This is a genomic window from Streptomyces abyssomicinicus (genome assembly GCF_008974245.1).
In the GTDB taxonomy this organism is placed as follows: domain Bacteria; phylum Actinomycetota; class Actinomycetes; order Streptomycetales; family Streptomycetaceae; genus Streptomyces; species Streptomyces abyssomicinicus.
Genome location: NZ_BBZI01000010.1, coordinates 407,915 through 427,128, shown reverse-complemented (window position 1 = coordinate 427,128; position 19,214 = coordinate 407,915). Strand labels below are relative to the sequence as shown.

The window sequence follows — 19,214 nt, the reverse complement described above, 5'->3', positions numbered from 1 at the left end:
CACGGGGGACGCCCGCGCGCCCGGCGCCCCCTCGGGACGAGCGGGTGGCCCGGTGATGCGCCCCGACCGGCGGGCGGTGGTGCTCGGCGTGGTCTGCCTGGTGCAGCTCGTCGTCGTCCTGGACAACTCGGTACTGACCGTCGCGGTTCCCACGCTCTCCCGGGAACTGGACGCGGGGATGTCGGCGATCCAGTGGGTGGTGAACGCCTATCCGCTGGCCCAGGCGGGGCTGCTGCTGGCCGCCGGCGCCGCCGCCGACCGCTACGGACGGCGGCGACTGCTGCTGATCGGGCTGGCCCTGTTCGGCGTGTGCTCCCTGGCGGCCGGACTGAGCCAGGACGTCGGCCAGCTCGTCGCCGCCCGGGCCGGCATGGGCGTGGGCGGCGCGCTGATCACGTGCACCACCCTCGCGGTGGTCGCCCAGGTCTTCCCCGAGGCTGAGCGCGTCCGGGCCATCGGCATCTGGGCGGCGGTCAACGGTCTCGGCTTCGCGGCCGGGCCGCCGCTCGGCGGGCTGATCCTCTCCCACTTCCCGTGGGGCGCGATCTTCCTGATCAACGTGCCGGTGGCCCTGCTGGGGCTGGCCGCCGCCCGGTGGCTGATTCCCGAGTCGCGACGTGCGGGGGCGGGGCGGCCCGACGTGCCCGGAGCGGTGCTGTCCGCCGTCGGCGTGGTGGCACTGGTGCACGCGGTGACCTCCTGGCCGGAGCACGGCGCCGGTTCCCTTCCGGTGCTCGCCGCGACCGCGACCGCGGCGGTGGCGCTGACCGGGCTCGTGGTGTGGGAGCGGCACTGCGCCGACCCCGTGCTGGCGCCCCAGCTCTTCCGCAACCCCCGGTTCACGGGCGCGGTCACCGGGGTGCTGCTGATCAGTTTCGGCAGCGCGGGAGCGCTGTTCCTGCTGGCGCAGCAGCTCCAGTACGTCCGGGGCTTCACCGCCCTGGAGGCCGGGTTGTACATGGCGCCCTTCCCGCTGAGCGTCGTGGCGCTCAACATCCGCGGTCTGGCGCCGAGGATGATCGCCCGGCTGGGCGAGGTCCGTGCCGTCGCTCTCGGCATGGGCCTGCTGGCCGGCGGGTTCGCGGTGGCCGGGGTGCTGGACCGGGGCGGCTACCCGGTGCTGCTGGCCGGTCTGCTGCTGATGGGCGTCGGCTGCGCCCTCGCCAATCCGGCCATCGTCGCGGCGGTGATGGGCTCGATCCCCGCGGACCGGGCGGGGTCGGGCGCGGCTGTCGACGGCACCATGGGCGAGGTCGGGGGCAGCCTGGGCGTGGCGGTGCTCGGAGCGGTCGTCAGCAGCCACCTCGCCGCACAGGAGTCGTGGACCGTCGGTTCCGCGTCGCTGACCGCGGTGCTGGAGGCCGCGGGGCCGGAGAACGGCCCGGCCGTGCTGGACGCCTTCGCGGCGGCGGCGCGCACCGGGCAGGCCCTGGGGTCGGCGGCGGTCATGGCGGGAGGGCTGGCCACCGCGTACCTGCTGCACCGCGCCCGGCGCCGGGCGGGGCAGGGCGGGCTGGAGGACGGGGTCGCGGTCGGCGCCGCCGGCCACCCGTGAGGGAAGGCCGGCGGGCCGCGACGGGCGCGCCGGCCCGCCGGCGTGCACCGGCCTTCGGCATCGGTGACCGGGCGCTTCGGTCGGCGGGTTCCGCCGAGTACCGCGCCCAGAACGTGCGCAGGTGCGGCCGGCGACTCGTCAGGGCCGAAATCCAGCGGCCGTTCCGTCACGGACCGGGAATGATGCCCCCTGTGAACCATGTCCTGTACGGGCTCGCCGCCAATGCGGCCCTGCCGTCCGAGCTGGTCGACCGGCTGACGGCGATCGCGGACGCCGACATCGCCGCGGAGCTGGCTGCTCGCCCGGACCTCGCTCACGCGCAGGCGCTCCGGCTGGCCTCACGCGTCGAGGAGAGCGCCGTGTGGTTGGCGTACGCGGGGCGGCTGACGGTCGCCGACGTCGATCCCGTGGCACAGCCGCACGCCGCGCTCGCCCTGCTCGACGGGGGCGCCGGCAGCCCGGAGTGGGCGCGTCTCCTCGCGGCCGATCCGGTCGTCGAGCGCCGGGAGAAGCTGGCCGCCTGCCCCGCCCTTCCGCCCGATGTGGTGGAGACGCTCGCCGCGGACCCGGACGTACGGGTCGTGGCGGAGCTCGCCCTGTGGACGACGCCGGAAGTGGCCGCCAGGCTTGCGGGGCATCCGCACGCCGAGGTCCGCCGGGCGGTCGCGGCCAACGAGGCGACGCCCCCGGCCGTGCTGGCGGCGCTGCTCACCGGCCAAGGGCTGCCTCCCGCGCGACGGTGCCTGGTCTGCGACCGGGAAGAGACACCGTTCGTCCACGATCCGCACTGCTCGCGGCTCGACTGCGATCTGGAGCCGGGCGCCTCCTGCGACGGCTCCCACGAGTCCACCGTGCACGACACGCGGCAGGCGGCACTGCGGAACCCGGCGACACCCACCGAAGCCGTCGTCGGTTTCGTGGACCATCCTTCGCTGCTGCTGCGCTGGGCACTCGCCGCCCGCCCCGGCCTGCCGTCGCGGGTGTGCGAACAGCTCGCCGCGGACCCCTCCCCCGGGGTCCGGGCCGATCTCGCGGGGAATCCGGCGATCGACGACGACCTGATGCGCGTCCTGGCCGGCGACCCCGGCCACGACGTGCGGCGCAGGCTCGCCCACAACCCACAGGTGCCGCTCGACGTGCTCACCCGCCTGGCCGGGTCCGCCAGGATGGGCGACACCCTTGTGCCGCGGATCGCCGCCGCCTCCCCCGACGAGGTCGAGGAGCTGGCCCAGTCTCCGGACCCGGCCGTGCGGATGCTCGTGGCCCGACGACGCGATCTGCCGCCCGCGACACGCGACGCACTGGCCGCCGACCCCGACGCGAAAGTGGTCAAGTCCGTCGCGCCGCACCCGGGCCTGTCCGAAGCCCAGCTGCGCGCCATGGCCGACCGGCACGGAGTCCGGGTCGTCGCCAAGATCGCAGCCAACCCGGACGCGACGCCGGCGCTGCTGGAGGACCTGACCCGGCACGGACCGTCGGTACGCAAAGCGCTCCGCGAGGTCGCCCGGCATCCCCGCGCGACGGCCCCGGCCCTGCTCGCCTGTCTGGCCGACAGACGGGCGCGGCCCATGGCCGCCCGCCATCCTGCCCTGCCGCCATCGGTCGTCGTGGAGCTGCTCACCGACACCGACGGACAGGTGGTGGCAGCGGCGGCCTCCAACCCGTCGTTGCCGCTCGCCACGATGTCGGACCTGGTGTCCCGGCTGGAGAGGCGGCCGGTCCCGGGCGCGGCTGCTACAGCTCGAACTCCAGGTGCTCGATGTCCGTGAACCTGACCTCCTCCAGGCTGCCGGCGCGGCGGCCGCCGTCCTGGAAGTAGACCTCCTTGAGCGCCTCGGCGGCGATCTGCTGGAGCTGCTGGTCGGCCGCGCCGGCCTCCTGGGCGTCGAAGAGGCGGGCGGCGTACCGCGGGGGCAGGGCGACGGTCAGGTGCCGGACGCGGTCCTGGTCCGTCGACCCGATCGGTGCGGTGTAGCCCATGCGGGCCCGGGTGTCGATGACGATGCCGTCGGTGGTGGCCGCCCGCTGCCGGGCCATGGCCCTGATCCGCGGCTGCCACCGCTTCCTCACCTCGCGCTCGAGGCGCGCCGCGAGGTCCGGGCGGGGTTTTCTGATCTGGTCCTTCACGTACCGTTCGACGGTGCGCTGGGAGACCCGCAGTGTCTGGGCGACCGCTCTCGTCCCTTTCATCTGCCGGACCAGGTAGCGCATCTGCGCGCCCGCGGTCCTGGGCGCCGGGCGGGTGAACGCCTTCTGCACCGCGGCCTCCAGGCCCTCCCCGAACATGCTCATCGCCTGCCCTCTCCTCTACTCGCCGTTGTCGGCGTCGCTGACGGTGCCGTCCTTGATGTACCGGGCGAGGTTGAGTTCCGGCGCGTCGAACCGTTCGCGGACCTCCTCGCCCCACAGCAGGGGCTGGGTGCCTTCGTGCTTGACCAGGCCGGGGTTGACGCCGAGCTTGAACCCGCCGGGCAGCGGCTTGCCCTCCCGGTACGGCAGGAAGTCCAGCGGGCCGGTGCCGCCGGCCGCGTAGACGACGCAGTCGGAGAGGATCGCGACCGGGTACTGCCCGGTGAACGCGGCGTGCCTGACGATCTTTCGGTGCAGGTTGATCCGCGTGCGGGAGATGACCGCCGCGCGGATGTCGGGCCGCCACGTCGGCCGGGCCAGGGCGCGCCACGGCTCACCGGGCCGCCAACCCTCGCCCCGCGGCCGCTCGCGCAGCTTGCCCAGGCCGCCCTTCACGGTCGCCTTGACCGCCGAGACGACGATCGCCAGCTCCGGGTCGCGCTCCTTGCAGCCGTCCATCGCTGCGAGGAAGTCGGCCGGGGGCATGTCCGCGTGGACGCCGAGGTCGGCCATCGTGGCCAGGTAGGCGTCCCGCAGGCGCTGGTACCAGCCGTCCAGGTAACGGCCGTTGTCGTGGCGCACCCATGCCTCCAGCGGCCGGACCTCGTAGCCGAGTTCCACCGCGTACGCCACGGTCGGCGTCGCGTACCAGGCCGGTCCTTCGGGGCGCTCGCCCTTCGGCGTGAACGGGCTGGGCAGCAGGCCGCCGTCCAGACGCACCCACTCCTTGCCGCTCCTCACCCGGGACAGGTCGACGTGGGACAGGTCCACCAGCCACGAGCCGGGCAGCTTCGGGTCGAAAAGGGGGTTCTTGACGTGGGCGGGTGCGCCGAGGCCGACGTTCAGGCCGTTGGCGCCTGCGGCGAAAGCCATGTTCACGTCGATGCCGACCAGGTGCCGCAGCGTGCACTCCTCGTCGGTCATCGGGCGCGCCCAGTCGTACGCCTCCTCGAAGAGCTTCTCCGCAGGACCGCGGACGTGGAATCGCGGGAGGTCCCTGAGTACGGGGTGCCCGTCGGGGGCCTCGCAGGGTGCCGGGTCGACCGGGTCCTTGCCCAGGGAGCCGGGGTTGTGCTCGGAGTGCCGCTTGCCCGTCCCATCGGGTCCGGAGGCCCGGGTCGGCGGGTGCAGGGCGGTCATGAGTTCCAGTCCGGTCACGGCGGTGGAGCCGCGCGGCGTCATGACCCGGGAGGCGTACACGCCCAGCACGCGGGCGAGTTCGGCGGGCGGGAGCTGTGCGGCGTGGCCCCAGTGCCGGGGGTCGAGGGCGTGCCACGAGGGGATGCACAGCTGCACGCAGGCCCGCTCCGAACCGGTCGCGGGGCGGTAGATCCGGGCCCACGGCCCGAACCCGCGCTTCGTCAGCTTCCACTGCGCGCGTGCGAGCTGCTTGACCACCGTGTGGCCCTCCGGGATGCGCCCGGCGAGCCGTTCCTCGTCGGTGAGGGCCGTCGGCAGGCCGTAGCGCTCCAGCGCGGCCTCGGTGAGCACGAGCAGCGGGTCGGCGTCCTTGCCCGGCCCGGACAGCTTCGGCTGCCCGAGCCGCGCCTCGGTGAGCGACCACTCCACCAGGGCCGGAAGGCTCCTGGCGGGCACGTCCAGGACCAGGCCGCCGGTGCAGTACGCGAGCACCTGCCCGTCCTCGGCGTCCACGACGGCCAGTGGACCGTTCGCGAACCGCGGGTCGGTGCCGCCGTCCGCGGGTGTGGCGGCCGGTGCCGCCTTCCTCGCGCCAGGGCGGCGCGACGCCGACGACGCTCCGGCGGCGCGCGCCGGACGGGTCACGGTGTCCGGGGCGGGGGCGGGGTCCTGGGCGGGGACGGGGTCCTGGGCGGGGACGGCGGCAGGGTCCGGGACGGGAGCGGGGGTGGGGGCGGGTTCTTGGGCGGGAACGGGGGCAGAGGCGGGGGCGGGGGTCCGGGTGTTCCCGGTCGTCGTCATGGCCGCGGTGTCAAGGACCTGGCCGGTGGGCGCGGTCTCCGCCTTCGCCCGGGAGGGGACGGCGGTGGACGGGGCGGGCACCGGCGGTGCGGCCGGCTCCGGCGGCGCCGCGGGGACGGGGTAGAGCTCGGCGAGCTTCTCCAGCAGCCGCGCGTACGCCTGGCGCTCCGGGCCGCGCGGCTCGGTCGGTTTCTTCACCGACTCCCAGCCGGACACCGTGGCCCGGCGCACCTTCAACGCGGTGGCGACTTCGTCCAGCGTCAGGCCGTGGGCCAGCCGCAGCCGCTTACGTTCCTCCACCGGCGGGAGCGGCGAGCGGGACGCGACGAGCGCGTCGACCGCGTCGAACAACTCGGACATGGAACACCTCCTGGCCCAGACCCTAACCGCGTCAACCGTACGGATGGCGCACGCTCACCGTACCGACCGCGTACCGAGCGCGTTCCGGGAGGGCCCGAACGCCAGCACCCCGTGCCGGACCGCCGGGGCGGGAAAGGTGTGCGGCACGGGCGCGTGGTGCCGCGACCGGGCGGTCACGGATAGAGACTGGGGCGGTGACCATGAACACTCTCCGCCGCCGGGTCGGCAGGGCCTTGTCCCAGCAGCAGGTCTACGCGTCGCGGGAGCGGGTGCCGTTGCTGACCCGCCACGGCAGGGCGGCGTGGGTGCTCCCCATGGGCTGCCTGCTCGTCATCTTCCTCGTGGGTGAGCTGGGCTCGTCCATCCGGGTCGCGAACTGGCTGCTGATGGTCCCCCTGCTGGCGTCCGGGGTCTGCTCGCCGGTGGTCACCCTCATGTTCGGCGTGCTCGTGGTGGGGCTCAACCGATGGGTCGACATCGCCCACCCCTCGGCGGACATCCACACCGAGGACTTCCTGCTGCAGGTCACCGCGGCGCTCCTCGCGTTGCTCATCGCCGTGCTCCGGGCGCAGGCTCACGCCTACGTGCGCCATCTGCAGAACGCCGCGGAGACCACCCGCCAGGTCATCCTGCCGCCGCTGCCGCCGGGATGGGGCGGGATCGAGTCCGCGGCCCACTACCAGGCGGCGGACGTCGAGGCGCGGGTCGGCGGGGACTTCTACGACGTGCTGGCGACTCCGCACGGAGCCCGGGTGATCCTGGGCGACGTGCAGGGCAAGGGTCTGCCCGCCGTGTCGAGCGCCGGCGCGGTGACGGGGGCCTTCCGCGAAGCCGGGTACCACGAGGCGGATCTCGACGTCGTGGCCCGGCGTCTGGAGCACGCGCTGTGGCGGCACAACCAGCTGCGGCAGGCCTACGGCGAGAAGACGGAACGCTTCGCGACGGCGGTCGTCCTCGCCTTCCCCAAGGAGCAGCCGCACACGGTCGAGGTGGTCAACTTCGGGCACGACGGCCCGTTCGTGGTCGGCCCGCGAGGGGTGTGGCAGCTGCCGCACGGCGCGGGCGCCCCGATCGGCATGGCCGAACTCGTCGGAGGGACACCCCCCGTGCGCAAGGTGCGCGTCGAGCCGCGGGAGACGGTGCTGCTGGTGACCGACGGCGTGACGGAAGCGCGGAGCAAGGCGGGCGCGTTCTTCCCGTTGCGGCACCGGCTGGAGGAGTTGGCCGCCGGCCGGCCCGAGGGGATCGCTCCCGTCCACCTGCTGCGTGCGGTCCTCGCGTCCGTCCGCGATCACACCGACGGCCGGTTCACCGACGACGTCGCCCTGCTCGCCGTCCGGGAGAACACCCAGGACCCGGCTCCCGCGGACGGTCAGGACACCGCGACATGACCGGCGAGCGGCCCGGTGAGCGACCCGGCGCGTGGCGGCGTGCATGTGGGGTCAGGGGCCGACGGTGATGCGTTCGCCGACGGGCAGGCCCTTGTCCCACCAGTGCCGGTAGCGCCGGTAGACGGCCGGATCGCGGCCGGCGAGGACCGATACGAGTCGCTGCGCCTCCTCGGTCAGCCCGCGCCGGCCGGTGCGGGTCAGCGGATGGAAGGCGGTCAGCTCCACCCCGCCGTCGGCGCCGGTCCGCCATACCCCGGCGACCTGTCCGTCGACGAGCACGCAGGGCAGGATGTCGCCGTTGCGGCGGACGACCAGCGGCCGGTAGCCGGGAGGGATCAGCCGGCCCGGAGCGGCGTGCGCCAGCAGGCTGCTGTCCCACATCGGCAGCAGCCGTGGCGGAGCGGGCGTGTCCCCGGCCGGTACGGAGGCTTCCGGCAGGTCCAGCAGCGCGGTCGGACCGGGTCCCGCCTGCCGCACCAGCCGGTCCCCCAGCTGGTTCACCGCGCGGGTGATCACGGGCCGTGTGAGCAGGGTGAACCGGGCGAAGTCCGCGGCCGACGCGGGTCCGAACGCCCGCAGGTACGCGAGCAGCAGCCGCCCGGCGCCGTCGGCCACCTCCTCCGGCGAGGGAGCGGCCGCCACCGCGGGCGTGGCGGCGAGGTAGGCGTTGCGGTGCCCGAACGACCACGGGCCGCCGGTCGGTGCGTGGCGGACGGGGGCGTAGGTGCGCAGCGCCCACCACACGCGGTGGGCGTGTTCCCCCACCGTCTCCGCCAGTTCCCGCTCCATCTCGACGCCGGTACGCGGGCGGGTCAGGTACCCGGCCATGCCGGGGACCAGGGCGTCGGCGTCGGTCGGGGCGAGCCCGGTCGCGCGGAAGCGGGCGTCGGCCAACCGCGCGCCGCGCAGGGTCTGGAGCATCGCGGCGCGGAAGGGGGCGTGGTCGTCGGTGTGCACCGCGTGCAGGGTGATCCGCATGAGCGATGCCTTGACGACGGAGCCCTGGGTGAACGCCGCGTCGAGGTCCTCGAAGGCGAAGTCCTCCAGGCGGTTCCACAGCGCCAGGTACGGGGACGCCGGCTCCTGGGCCTGCAGGGCGCAGAGCCGGCGGACCGCTTCGGTGACGTCGAGGCGCTCCCGCCGCAGAAGCATCTGCCGGTCCAGTGTGGCCAGGGCGAGTTGACGCGCGGTGAGTGTCACGCCCGGAATCTATCCCGGCGGTCCGACACAGGCGCCGGGGCCTCCGGCGGCTACGGCAGCTACGGCCACGGGTGCCTTCAGCAGGTGCGGCGGCGGTAGCCGTGCTCGCCGGCCGGTACCAGGTCCACGTCCCGCAGCACCACGGACAAGCGGTCGCCCCACGCCTCGCAGGCGGCGGTGAAGCCGTCGGACCGGTACTCGACGACGAACACCCGGTCGTCGTACGCGTCCGCGTACGCGTCGCACTCGTCGTACTGGCCGCACTCCTCGGCGACGGCGAAGTCGAAGCCGAGGTCGCGGCCCTGTTCGGCCAGTGCGGCCGTGTTCTTCTGGCCGATGGCCAGGCCCGCGGCGTGGGCGCGGTCCGCGAGGACCTTGCCGAACGCCAGGTTGTCGGCGGCCGTCAGCCGCCCTTCGGACCGCTCGTAGGAGTCGAGGTTGTCGGGCTCGACGGCCTGGTACCCGGCCGCGGCGCAGCCGTCGATCCACTCTCCGACGATCTCGGCGAGCCGTCGGCGCTTGTCCGGTGCCGAGGTGTCGAAGAGGACCTCGTCCCAGTCACGGTCGACGACCCATGCGCCGTCGGTGTCGCGGAGCAGCAGGGTGGGGTGGTGTTCGCGCCACCAGTCGGTGGCGTCCGGCTGGGCCTGGAAGGCGTTGACGTAGCAGACGTTGTAGACGCCGGGCGCGGGCTGCGCGGTGCGGTCGCGGACGACCGCGCCCGCTCCGTCCGGCGGCGGGTAGGGGCCGCCGAGCTGGTAGTCGAAGTCCGTCCCGGGCTCCGGCGAAGCCGCCTTCGCGGCGTTCTCGGCGTTTTCGGTGCTCTCCGTGCTCTCCGTGTTCTCCGGCTTCGCGGTCCGCTCGGCGTCCGCGGTCGTACAGCCGGCCGTTGCCGTGAGGAGCGTGACGCACAGCACCGCGGCTGTCAGCGCGCGGCGACGGGGCGGAAGGCCTTGCGGGACCATGGGTGACGACTCCTGTCGGGGTGCGGCCCATCTTCGCAGCAGGCCGGCCCCGAGCCCGTGCCGGGGTCCGACCGGGCCGCCGGCCAGGGGAGGCCGGCCGGCGGCCCTCGCGTGCAGGATGAAGTCATGATGGAAGAGGAAGTGCCGTTGTCCGGCGGGCGCGTCACCGTGGGTGTGGTGAGGGCCGGTGACACCGTCCGTCGGCCGGCCACCGCGTCGTCCCCCTTCGTCGCCGAACTGCTCGTCGGCCTTCGGCGGCAGGGCTTCACCGGCGCTCCGCGTCATCTCGGGTTCGACGGGGCCGGCCGCGAGGTGCTCAGCTGGGTGCCCGGCCGGGTGCCCGCCCGCTTCCGGCGCTGGACGGACCGCCAGGTGGCCGCCGCCGGTTCGCTGCTCCGCGGTTTTCACGACGCCACGCGCGCGAGCCGCCTGGCCGGCCGGTCTCCCGTGGTCTGCCACCACGACCCGGGGCCGAACAACGCGGTTTTCGTGGACGACGTCCCGGTCGCCTTCATCGACTTCGACACCGCCGCCCCCGGGGATCCGCTGGAGGACCTCGGTTACATGGCGTGGACCTGGTGCATCTCCTCCAAGCCCGGTGCTCCCGCCGCGGCCGTCCAGGCGGCGCAGGTACGCGTCCTCGCCGACGCGTACGGCCTCGGTCCCGCTTCCCGCTCACGCCTTGTCGATGCCACGCTCGACCGCCAGCTGCGCAACGCCCGGTGGTGGCGCAGCCGGCTCGCGTGTCCGTCTCCGCGTGTCGCCGACGGCCGGGAGATCATCGAGCGCGTTCGGTGGTCCGAGCGGGAGCACGCCTACACCTCGGCCCACCGCGCCGCCTTCGACGCGGCCCTGCGCTGACGGGGGCAGGCTCCGTCCGAACCGGTCGCAGGGGTCAGAAGGCGTACCGGATGCGCAGCCACGGGGCATGGGCCGCGATCAGTCCTCGCAGGCGGACGAGGGCGTCGTGCTTGATCCGGCGGGCGTAGCGGACGTTGAGGGCGCCGTTCTCGGAGCGTTTGGCCTCCTGGGCGGCGGGCTGCCACAGAAGGTCCTCCGCTGTGGGGTGCCAGCCGAGGTTGACCTCGTGGAGCTGCTGGTTGTGGGTCAGCATGATGATCTCGGCGGCCGCTTGTTCCTTGACCCGGCCGGGAAGGACGTCGTCCATGTGGACGAGCAGGTCGGCCCAGTCGCGCTGCCAGCCGGGGCGCAGCACCACCGGTGAGAGGTTGAAGTGGACCTCGTAGCCCGCGTCGAGGAAGTCGGCGCCGGCGGCGATGCGGTCCGTGACCGGGCTGGTGCGGATGTCCAGCAGGCGTGAGTCCGCCTCCGGCATGACCGAGAAGCGCACCCGGGTCCGGCCCTGCGGGTCCAGTGCGAGCAGGTCGGGGTTGACGAACTTGGTCGCGAACGACGCCTTGGCGGTGGGCAGCCGACGGAACGCGGCGACGAGGTCGGCGGTGTTGTCGCACACCAGGGCGTCGACCGAGCAGTCGCCGTTCTCGCCGATGTCGTACACCCAGGACTGGGGATCGCACTGGTTGGGCTCCCGTTTGGGGCCCTGCGCGTGTACGTGGCGACGGACGTGGGCGATGATCGCCTCGATGTTGGTGAACAGGGTGATCGGGTTGGCGTACCCCTTCCGGCGGGGGACGTAGCAGTAGGCGCAGGCCATGGCGCAGCCGTTGGAGGCGCCCGGTGCGATCCAGTCGGCGGACCTGCCGTTGGGGCGCGTCGTGAGGGTCTGCTTGACGCCCAGGACGAGGGTCTCGGTCTTGATGCGCGCCCATCGGGTGACGTTGCCGTCGTTGCCGTGCAGTGAGGGGATGCGCCAGTGGCCGGCCACCTCGGTGACCGGGACCTCCGGCAGCCTCGCCAGGATCTGGCGGCCGCGGGGAGAGGCGAGCGCGGCGGGTTCGGCGTACACCTGGCGCACGTCCAGCATCCGCCTGGCCCGGGAGCTGTCCCGGAAGGCGCCGCCGGGCGGCGCGGGGGGCGTGGCGGGCGCGGCGTCCTCCCAGTCGAAGAGCGCCTGCTGTCCAAGATCTTCCGGGGAGGACCCGGGCGGGGTCCGGTGCACTGCGCTGCTCCTGTCCCTGTCCCTGTCCCTGTCCCTGTGGCGGCCCCACGGCTCCGTCGGGACCTCTCTCGACCTTACGTGCAGCGCGGCCTGCGGGACGAACCGCGCATAGGCGGCTCCCGGCCTCCGATGCCGTTCACGTCCCGCCGCCTGCGCAGCGCGACGTGAACGGCACCGTCCGTGTACAGGACCGCACGAGCACCTCGGCCACATCGGCCACATCGGCGAGGAAGGGCACGGGGCGTGATGCCCTGGCTCAGCACAGGGGCCGGTACGGGGCGTCCGGGACGTAGGTGTCCCATTCGTCCGGTGTGATGTCCCGGCCGGCCTTCCGGCAGACGGTGGCGGCCAGACGGCCGGGGGTGAGGTCGAGGGTCTGGCGCTGCGAGCCGGTCAGGACGCGGAGCACGTCGCCGTCGTCGAAGGCCATGCCGTCGATCTCTCGGCCGGTGAGGTCCAGCGGGTCGCCCAGGGCCAGGTGGGCCTCGACGTCCCACAGCTGGACGGAGTCGTCGTCGACGACCGCGGCGAGGAGTGCCCCGTCGTCGGAGAAGACGGGGGCTTCCAGGAATTCGCCGGCGTGGGTGCCGCCGCGCACCGTGGGGCTCGGCATGCGGACCAGGCGACGGCGGGCGGAGCTGTCCCACAGTTCGGTCCAGCCGGTGTCCGTCACCACGGCGAGGGTCCTGCCGTCGGCGGAGAAGGCCAGCCCCACGCCGGTGTCGGCGCTGAAGCCGGCGCGGCGTACCGCGCCGTCGGACAGTTCCAGGACGTTGCCGTCGGTGGTGACCAGGCGGCGGCTGTCGGAGCTGAACACGCTCCCGCCGGTCGCCTTCTCGAAGGTGTGGACGCGCCGTCGGGTGCGGACGTCCCAGACGTCGGTGGTTCCGCCCTCGCCGGAGGGTTCGGCGCGTTGGTCGTAGCTGACGGCGACGTGGCGCCCGTCGGGGGACAGGGCGAGGTGGAAGACCTCCTTGCCCTCCGGCACGGAGGCGCGGAAGAGCTCCTTGTGGGCACGGGTGTCCCAGACGCTGACGGCGAGGCCGAGCTTGTCGCCGCGCGGCCGGTGATCGGTGAAGGCCAGGACGCGGCCACCGGTGGACAGGGCGCTGAACCGGTTGACCGAGGGGGCGTCGCCGGCCATCCGCTGCGGGACGGGAGCGGCGGTCTCCTTGCCGGTACGCAGGTCCACGAGGTGCTGCACGGGCTGCTCCTCGCCCTTGCGGAACACTCCGACGCGCCCGTCCGGGGACACCGCACCGCCTGTGACGTCGTGGTCCTGCTGGTGGCCGGACAGGACGGCTGTCAGATCGAGGCGGTGGACCTGATGAGGGGCCTCGGTCGCGTAGGTGAGGGTGTTCGTGCGCGTGTCGAGTACGACGTGCTCGTACGCCTCCTTCCTGCTGCGGCCGGAGAAGCGGAAGAGGGGTTCCGCCGTGCTGTCGACGCGCCTGACCTCGAGGGCGTTCTCGTCGGTGACGGTGAGGAAGTACGCGCCGTCCTCGGTCAGCGCCGTCCGGCTCTCCGCGCCGCCGCCCGGGGCGTCGCCCGCCGGCCGGCCGTCGAGCGACCAGGCGTGGGCCGTGCCGTACTCGGTCTGCATGCCGATCCGCCGGCCATCCGCGCTGAAGTCCAGGAACACGCTGCCGCAGGTCACACCGGAGGCGGCTGCGTCGGTGACGAACTCGCGCCGTGTCTCACCGGGGTGGATCGACCACACCTCGAGCGGGCCTTCGGCGCTCTCGCCGCAGGACGCGTAGTGGGTGCCGAGCGGGGAGAGCGTGGCCACGCCGTCGGTCCACTGCGCGGTCGTGGTGCGCGAGGGTGAGAGCAGCCGGTAGCGCTGGCTTCCGAGGCTGTTGACGGCGTCGCTGAACAGTACGTGCCCCTCGTTCGACACCTGGGCGGGTACGAAACCGGGCTGGAGCGGAACGGGCTTGCCAACGGGCGAGCCGTCCCGGGTGGAGACCAGTCGGTAGGGAGCGCCCTTGGTCCTGCCGGGCAGGACCAGCAGCCGCCCGTCCTGGCTGACGACGGGCGGCGCGTACGGCGTCACCGAGGCGAGCCCGGGGAGGGTGAGGCGGGGCTTGTCCGCGCCTGTCTGGCCCTTCGTCAGGTCCCAGAACGTGGCCCTTTCCGTCGTGTAGATCATCATCGTTCGGCCACGGTCGAGCAACACGGTCCCGTTCTCGGGGGCGGGGGCGGGTACGGGCAGGGTGATGACCGACGTCTCGCGCTGTGTCGCCGCCGTGTTGAGCGCCGCCCGGGATTCGGCGGTGTGCGCGAGGCGCCAGGAGGCGAGGCCGAGGAGCAGCGCCGTGTCCGGAGCGGTGCCGCGCAGGCTGTCGGCGGCCTGGGCGACGGAGCGGGCCGTGGCCTGGGCGCGGCGCAGGTCCGCCTCCTCGCCCCGGCGGCGGCTCTCCTCCCGTTGGAACCAGGCGAAGGTTCCGGCGAGCAGTGCCAGCACCGTCAGCACGGCCAGGCCGGAGAGGAGTTGGCGTCGGCGGCGGGCGGCGCGGGTGGCCGCGGTTCGGGAGGTGGTGAGGAAGCGCAGTTCCAGTGGGCTGGGGCGGAGCGGGAAGGGCGCCGTGGCCAGCCAGTCCAGGCTGGTGCGGAGGGTGGTGCCGTGCAGCAGGTCGTCGGGGCGTTCGCCGTGCGCCTGCCAGGCGAGGGCGGCCCGGCCGAGCCGTCGGTGCACGGTGAGGCCCGCGCGCTCGGTGGCGACCCACTCGCGCAGTCGCTGCCATGCGGGAACCAGGGCCGCGCTGACCGGTCGCACCGACCCGTCCTCCGCGCGGACGAGCACGCCGGCCTCGCGGAACGCGTCCAGAGCCTGCCGGACGGTCCGGCGTTCGCTCTCCGGGCGGTCGGCGTGGAGTTCACCGGGACCGGCCGTCCGCACGGAGTCCTGCGACCCGTCGGCGGCGTCGCCGGGAACCACCAGGCGCAGCACCATCTCCTGAGCGGCGAGCTGGGCGGCGCCGGGCAGCGCGCTGAAGGCGGCCTCGGCGAGGTCGCCGAGCGGCGGTACGGCCTCGGTGGCGGGCCCGGTCGCCCGCCGGTCCGGGTCCGGGTCCGGGTCGGCGGCGCGGCGGGCCCCGGCCTCCAGCAGAGCCCTGCGCGGGTCCGCGGACGCGGGCAGACTGCCGACGAGACCGAGGAGCAGGTCGTTGGCGCTCGGCCGGATTTCGGGGTTCTTGGCGAGGGCGGCGGCGACCAGCGGGCGGATCCGGGCGGGGATCGCGCTCAGGTCCGGGTCGAGGGAGGCCGTGCGGTGCACGACCTCACCTATGTGGTCGCCGCGGAAGGGCTCGACGGCGCTGGCCGCGTAGACCGTCACCGCGGCCCAGGCGAAGATGTCGGACGCCTCGGTGGCGCGTTTCCCGGCGAGCACCTCGGGGGCGATGTAGCCGAGGGTGCCCATGATGGCGCCGGACGCGGTGAGGGACATGTCGGCGGCGCGGGCGATGCCGAAATCGATGATGCGCGGCCCGTCGGGGCCGAGAAGGACGTTGCCGGGCTTGAGGTCCCGGTGGACGACGTCGGCACTGTGGATCGCCGCGAGGGCGGTGGCGACCCCCGTCGCGAGGCGCAGCAGCGCGTCGGGGGCGAGCGGGCCGTGCTGCCGCACCTCGGCGGCGAGCGTGGGGCCCGGGACGTACTCGCTGACGATGAACGGAACGCCGTGGGAAGCGCCCGGCGCGTCCGCGGGCCCGTCCTGGCCGGCGTCCGGTATCCGGCCCTCCCGCGGGTCGTTCCCCTGCCCAGGACTCCGCCCGTCCCCGGCCCCGGCCGCCCCGGGACCGGCGCCCGCCCCGGCACCGGACACGGACGCGGAGACGTCCAGGATGCGGGCCGTGCAGAAGGAGGCCACGCGGCGAGCCGCCTCCGCCTCCCGCCGGAAGCGGGCTCGCTCGGCCGGCTCGGCCCCCTGATGCAGTGTCTTGAGCGCGACCCGGGCGCCGGCCGCGTCGTACGCCTCGTACACAACGCCTTGGCCGCCGGCACCGAGCCTCGCGGCCAGCCAGTACCCGCCAAGCCGCTCGGGATCCGATGCCGTCAACGGAGTCGCCAACTCACTCTCTCCTAAAGGTAGTTGACCCGCGCCCATGGCGACGCGCCGTCGATGTTACGGGCCGCCGCCCGGGGCGACGACCGGCGGCGGCCCGCCGGCGGACGTTTTCTCCGCCAGTAGTGCGTGGCGAATACACGATGTGCGCCCGAACCCCACGATCATGGCGAATGCAGGCATTCCACCCGGATCGACGTGAGGAAAGATCATGCTCCTGGAGACGAAGAGGACCGCGCGGACCATGGTGACGGCGCTCGCCGCGGCGGCCGCGTTCACCATGATCGTGCCGACCGGCACCGCTTTCGCCATCAACGAGGTCAGCTGTGCCGAGCAGGGCGACTTCCTGAGAATCCAGTCGCACCACAGCACCGGCCTGAAGAGCGAGGACTGCTACGCGAACGCGGGGAAGGCCGACTTCGGCGGGTGGTGGATCGACAAGATCTCCACGGGGAACAACGACGTGAGGCTGCACGACGCCAACGGCTCCGTGGTGACCATCCCGCGGCACCGGGTGGTCAGCTACCCGAACCGGCCCCCGAAGGTCAACGCGATCGAAATCCTGTGACCGGCGGTCGGCCCGGCTTTCGCCTTCTCCCCAGGAGCGCCTCATGCCTCACCTCAGCATCATCGGCACCGGCACCATGGGCCGGGCGATCTCCGGCGTCGTCGAGAGGGGCGGCAGCACCGTCGAACTGCTCGGCAGGGCCGACGCCGGCACACCTGTCACCGGCGACATCGTCGTACTCGCCGTGCCCTATCCGGCCTTCGGCCACATCCTCGCCGAGCGCGCCGAACAGCTGGCCGGCAGGATCGTCGTCGACATCACCAACCCACTGGACTTCGAGACCTTCGATTCCCTCGTCGTCCCCGCCGACAGCTCCGCCGCCGCCGGGATCGCCGCCGCACTGCCGCGGTCGCGGGTGCTGAAGGCCTTCAACACCACCTTCGCCGCCACACTGACCTCCGGCACCGTCGGCGAGCTCCCCACCACCGTCCTCGTCGCGGGGGACGACGCCGATGCCAAGGCGCTGCTCGCCGGCGTGCTCACGGCCGGCGGTGTGCGCGCCGTGGACGCCGGCTCGCTCAAGCGGGCCCGCGAGCTGGAGGCGCTCGGGTTCCTCCAGCTCACCCTCGCGGCGCGGGAGGAGATCTCCTGGGCCGGAGGCTTCGGCGTCGTGAGCTGACGCGGAGGCCGCGCGCGGGAGCGGGGCGACCGGCCGTCGCCCGGCGGCCGGTCGCACGGTGTCCGGCAGGCTCACGCGCGCGGGTGCGGCCGGGTCGACGACTGCGGTCGTCCCGGTGATGCGGCCGTCGGCGTCCGCCGGGGGTGTGGACGGTGAACTCCGCCTCGGGGTGCGGCACTTCCGGCAGCCGGGCCGAAAGGGCGCGGCGTCGGCGAGGAAGCCGGCGCGGCGCCCTCTCAGTGGAGGACTTCACGCTCCCACTGTCCGGGCGGCTGGGTGTGCAGACGCCAGTAGTGCTCGGCGATGTCGTCGGGGTCCCACGCCGTCCCGGGCGCGACCGCCCCGCCGACGGTGACGGTGGCGACGTGCACGCCGGACGGCCCGTACTGCGTGTCGAGCAACTCGACCAGCGCCCGCACGCCGGCCTTGCCCAGCGACAGACTCACGTACTGCGGCTTCATCTCGGGCATCCCGCCGGTGACGACGAAGGTTCCTCCTCCTCTCCGCGCCATCGCCGGAAGGGTGTGCGCGGCGGCGGTCAGGGCGCCGAGCACGTTGACCGCGTAGGTCTCCAGGTGGTCGCGGTGCGGAAGTTCACCGACGGCGTCGGACCGGATGACCGCGGCGTTGTAGACCACGACGTCGGGTTCGCCGAGTTCCCCGGTGGCGGCGTCGAGGGCGGCGCGCAGGGAGGCCTCGTCGGCGGTGTCGGCGGTGAGCGGCAGAGCCCGCACGCCCAGCGGGCCGATGGCCTCGGCGCCCGCCGCCACCGTCTCCTTCGTCCGCGCGATCAGCGCGACGGGCAGCCCCTCCCTGGCGAACCGCCGGGCCACCGCCTGCCCGATCCCCTGGCCCGCCCCGATGATCAACGCTCCGGCCATGGTCGCTCCTTCTTGTCGAATGAAGTGGCGTGAGCGTCAACCCGGTCCGGTCACCGCCTCTTCCCGTGGGACCGGAGGCGCTCCGGTCCCACGGACGGACACGCTCCGGTCCCACGGACTCTGTCGGGGCCTTACCGGTGAGGTGAGGTGGCGTCGTGCGCACCTGCCGGGCGAGGGGCGAAGGGGCCGTCCAGGGCCGCCCATTGGAGGAGCAGGACGGTCTTGCCGTCGGCGATGCGCCCGTCCCGGGTCATGGCCAGGGCTTCGGCGAAGGGCAGTTCGAGGACCTCGATGTCTTCGCCCTCCTCCTCGACCCCGCCGCCGGCCCCGGTCCGGTCGGCGGGGGTGTAGGGGGCGGCGAAGAAGTGGAGGCGTTCGGTGACGGAACCGGGACTCATGTAGGCGTCGAGGACGTGGGTGAGCGGGCCGAGGGTGACGCCGAGTTCCTCGGCCGCCTCGCGGCGGACGGCGGCGGGCGCGTCGTCCGCGTCGAGCAGCCCTGCGGCCGCCTCGACGAGCATTCCGTCGGGGTGGTCGTTGACGTACGCCGGGTAGCGGAACTGCCGGGTCAACAGGACGCGGCCGCGGTCGGTGTCGTAGGGCAGGACGACGGCGCCGTTGCCGCGGTCGTAGGTCTCGCGCGCCTGTGTCTCCCAGCGTCCGTCGCGGCGGCGGTAGTCGAAGGTGGTGCGTCGCAGGACGTGCCACCCCTCGGAGGTCAGCCGGACGTCGCGGACCACCACGTCCGGGTTGCGGCCGAGGTCGCGTCCCGCCCGGTCGAGACCGGTCCGGCCACGGTGGTCCGGGACGTCCACGCCGGGGCGGGAGCTCACACCGCCTCCTGCCGGGCGAGCGGCGGGATCTCCGCGATGTCGTGGTAGACGGGCAGGCCCCGGCGGCGGGCGGTGGCGACGTCCTGGTCGGCTCCGGTGGATTCGCCGGGCAGACGCAGCACGGCGTCGCAGCGGGCCAGAAGGCGCTCGGCGGTCGGGTACAGCACCTGGTCGGCGAGGGGGTCGGTGGGTCCCGCGCCGGCGGAGCGGAGGACGGGCAGGGCGATCCATTCCCCGATGACGGGAAGGTGGCCGGCGGCGAAGACGGGCCACGCGGCTGCTTCGAGGCGCGCGAGGTTGGCCTCCATGGCCTGCGGATCGCCGTCGGTCCCGGATCGGTAGGGCCCGGCGATGAGGATGAGCATGGGTTTGTCGGTCATGGGACGCTACGATACATGCAGAA

At 73.9% G+C, this 19,214-nt stretch carries 15 protein-coding genes; 6 read left to right on the top strand and 9 right to left on the bottom strand.

Annotated elements, in window-relative coordinates; translation table 11 throughout:
* Positions 1–55 precede the first annotated feature (55 nt).
* Complete coding sequence (locus tag GBN72_RS25055; protein ID WP_151774139.1) at positions 56–1,555, top strand: MFS transporter; 1,500 nt, start codon at positions 56–58, stop codon at positions 1,553–1,555.
* Positions 1,556–1,746: 191 nt separating this feature from the next.
* A complete protein-coding gene (locus tag GBN72_RS25050) occupies positions 1,747–3,324 on the top strand; it encodes a hypothetical protein (RefSeq protein WP_151774138.1) in 1,578 nt (525 codons plus the stop codon).
* On the opposite strand, the gene tpg is transcribed toward GBN72_RS25050, so the two are convergent.
* On the bottom strand, positions 3,290–3,847 hold the full coding sequence (tpg, locus tag GBN72_RS25045; protein ID WP_151774137.1) for a telomere-protecting terminal protein Tpg: 558 nt from the start codon (positions 3,845–3,847) through the stop codon (positions 3,290–3,292). The genes GBN72_RS25050 and tpg overlap by 35 nt on opposite strands.
* Positions 3,848–3,862: 15 nt before the next feature.
* Entirely contained in the window at positions 3,863–6,205 is a 2,343-nt protein-coding gene (gene tap, locus GBN72_RS25040) for a telomere-associated protein Tap (RefSeq protein WP_151774136.1), read from the bottom strand.
* Positions 6,206–6,405: 200 nt separating this feature from the next.
* On the opposite strand from tap, the gene GBN72_RS25035 reads away from it, so the two are divergent.
* Positions 6,406–7,596: a PP2C family protein-serine/threonine phosphatase gene (locus GBN72_RS25035; protein WP_246212889.1), complete on the top strand. Its 1,191-nt coding sequence runs from the start codon at positions 6,406–6,408 to the stop codon at positions 7,594–7,596.
* A gap of 51 nt (positions 7,597–7,647) precedes the next feature.
* Here the strand turns inward: GBN72_RS25035 and GBN72_RS25030 are convergent, their stop codons facing one another.
* Together GBN72_RS25030 and GBN72_RS25025 are read right to left on the bottom strand one after the other, a co-directional pair.
* Positions 7,648–8,796 carry a winged helix DNA-binding domain-containing protein gene (locus GBN72_RS25030; protein WP_151774135.1) on the bottom strand — a complete coding sequence of 383 codons (1,149 nt, stop codon included), beginning with the start codon at positions 8,794–8,796 and terminating at the stop codon, positions 7,648–7,650.
* 77 nt (positions 8,797–8,873) lie between these two features.
* The gene (locus GBN72_RS25025; protein WP_151774134.1) at positions 8,874–9,761 is read right to left on the bottom strand and encodes an endo alpha-1,4 polygalactosaminidase; all 888 of its coding nucleotides are present in this window, start codon (positions 9,759–9,761) and stop codon (positions 8,874–8,876) included.
* A gap of 126 nt (positions 9,762–9,887) precedes the next feature.
* Between GBN72_RS25025 and GBN72_RS25020 the strand changes: the two genes are divergently transcribed.
* On the top strand, positions 9,888–10,622 hold the full coding sequence (locus GBN72_RS25020) for a phosphotransferase family protein (RefSeq protein WP_246212853.1): 735 nt from the start codon (positions 9,888–9,890) through the stop codon (positions 10,620–10,622).
* 34 nt (positions 10,623–10,656) lie between these two features.
* On the opposite strand, the gene GBN72_RS25015 is transcribed toward GBN72_RS25020, so the two are convergent.
* Together GBN72_RS25015 and GBN72_RS34295 are read right to left on the bottom strand one after the other, a co-directional pair.
* The gene (locus GBN72_RS25015) at positions 10,657–11,841 is read right to left on the bottom strand and encodes a spore photoproduct lyase family protein (RefSeq protein ID WP_151774133.1); all 1,185 of its coding nucleotides are present in this window, start codon (positions 11,839–11,841) and stop codon (positions 10,657–10,659) included.
* 256 nt (positions 11,842–12,097) lie between these two features.
* Positions 12,098–15,916, bottom strand: a complete 3,819-nt coding sequence (locus GBN72_RS34295) for a protein kinase domain-containing protein (protein WP_218042079.1) — start codon at positions 15,914–15,916, stop codon at positions 12,098–12,100.
* Positions 15,917–16,121: 205 nt separating this feature from the next.
* On the opposite strand from GBN72_RS34295, the gene GBN72_RS25005 reads away from it, so the two are divergent.
* Both GBN72_RS25005 and GBN72_RS35515 read left to right on the top strand, forming a co-directional pair.
* Positions 16,122–16,478, top strand: a complete 357-nt coding sequence (locus GBN72_RS25005; protein ID WP_164540855.1) for a beta/gamma crystallin domain-containing protein — start codon at positions 16,122–16,124, stop codon at positions 16,476–16,478.
* Positions 16,479–16,521: 43 nt separating this feature from the next.
* Positions 16,522–17,097 (top strand): NADPH-dependent F420 reductase, encoded by a 576-nt coding sequence (locus GBN72_RS35515; protein ID WP_151774132.1) that lies wholly within the window; start codon positions 16,522–16,524, stop codon positions 17,095–17,097.
* Positions 17,098–17,333: 236 nt separating this feature from the next.
* Here GBN72_RS35515 and GBN72_RS24995 read toward each other — a convergent pair whose 3' ends face one another.
* From GBN72_RS24995 to GBN72_RS24985, 3 genes are all read right to left on the bottom strand, one after another.
* Positions 17,334–17,978, bottom strand: coding sequence for an SDR family NAD(P)-dependent oxidoreductase (locus tag GBN72_RS24995; protein WP_151774131.1), 645 nt, complete (start codon positions 17,976–17,978; stop codon positions 17,334–17,336).
* A 131-nt stretch (positions 17,979–18,109) separates the two neighbouring features.
* On the bottom strand, positions 18,110–18,811 hold the full coding sequence (locus GBN72_RS24990; protein WP_151774130.1) for an NUDIX domain-containing protein: 702 nt from the start codon (positions 18,809–18,811) through the stop codon (positions 18,110–18,112).
* Positions 18,808–19,191: a DUF4406 domain-containing protein gene (locus GBN72_RS24985; RefSeq protein ID WP_164540853.1), complete on the bottom strand. Its 384-nt coding sequence runs from the start codon at positions 19,189–19,191 to the stop codon at positions 18,808–18,810. Before GBN72_RS24985 ends, GBN72_RS24990 begins: the two co-directional genes overlap by 4 nt.
* Positions 19,192–19,214: the final 23 nt, after the last annotated feature.

Coding starts and splice junctions, on each gene's coding strand:
- GBN72_RS25055 (WP_151774139.1), top strand. CDS start 56: ATGCGCCCCGACCGGCGGGCGGTGGTGCTCGGCGTGGTCTGCCTGGTG.
- tpg (WP_151774137.1), bottom strand. CDS start 3,847: ATGAGCATGTTCGGGGAGGGCCTGGAGGCCGCGGTGCAGAAGGCGTTC.
- tap (WP_151774136.1), bottom strand. CDS start 6,205: ATGTCCGAGTTGTTCGACGCGGTCGACGCGCTCGTCGCGTCCCGCTCG.
- GBN72_RS25035 (WP_246212889.1), top strand. CDS start 6,406: ATGAACACTCTCCGCCGCCGGGTCGGCAGGGCCTTGTCCCAGCAGCAG.
- GBN72_RS25025 (WP_151774134.1), bottom strand. CDS start 9,761: ATGGTCCCGCAAGGCCTTCCGCCCCGTCGCCGCGCGCTGACAGCCGCG.
- GBN72_RS25020 (WP_246212853.1), top strand. CDS start 9,888: ATGATGGAAGAGGAAGTGCCGTTGTCCGGCGGGCGCGTCACCGTGGGT.
- GBN72_RS25005 (WP_164540855.1), top strand. CDS start 16,122: ATGCTCCTGGAGACGAAGAGGACCGCGCGGACCATGGTGACGGCGCTC.
- GBN72_RS35515 (WP_151774132.1), top strand. CDS start 16,522: ATGCCTCACCTCAGCATCATCGGCACCGGCACCATGGGCCGGGCGATC.
- GBN72_RS24995 (WP_151774131.1), bottom strand. CDS start 17,978: ATGGCCGGAGCGTTGATCATCGGGGCGGGCCAGGGGATCGGGCAGGCG.
- GBN72_RS24985 (WP_164540853.1), bottom strand. CDS start 19,191: ATGACCGACAAACCCATGCTCATCCTCATCGCCGGGCCCTACCGATCC.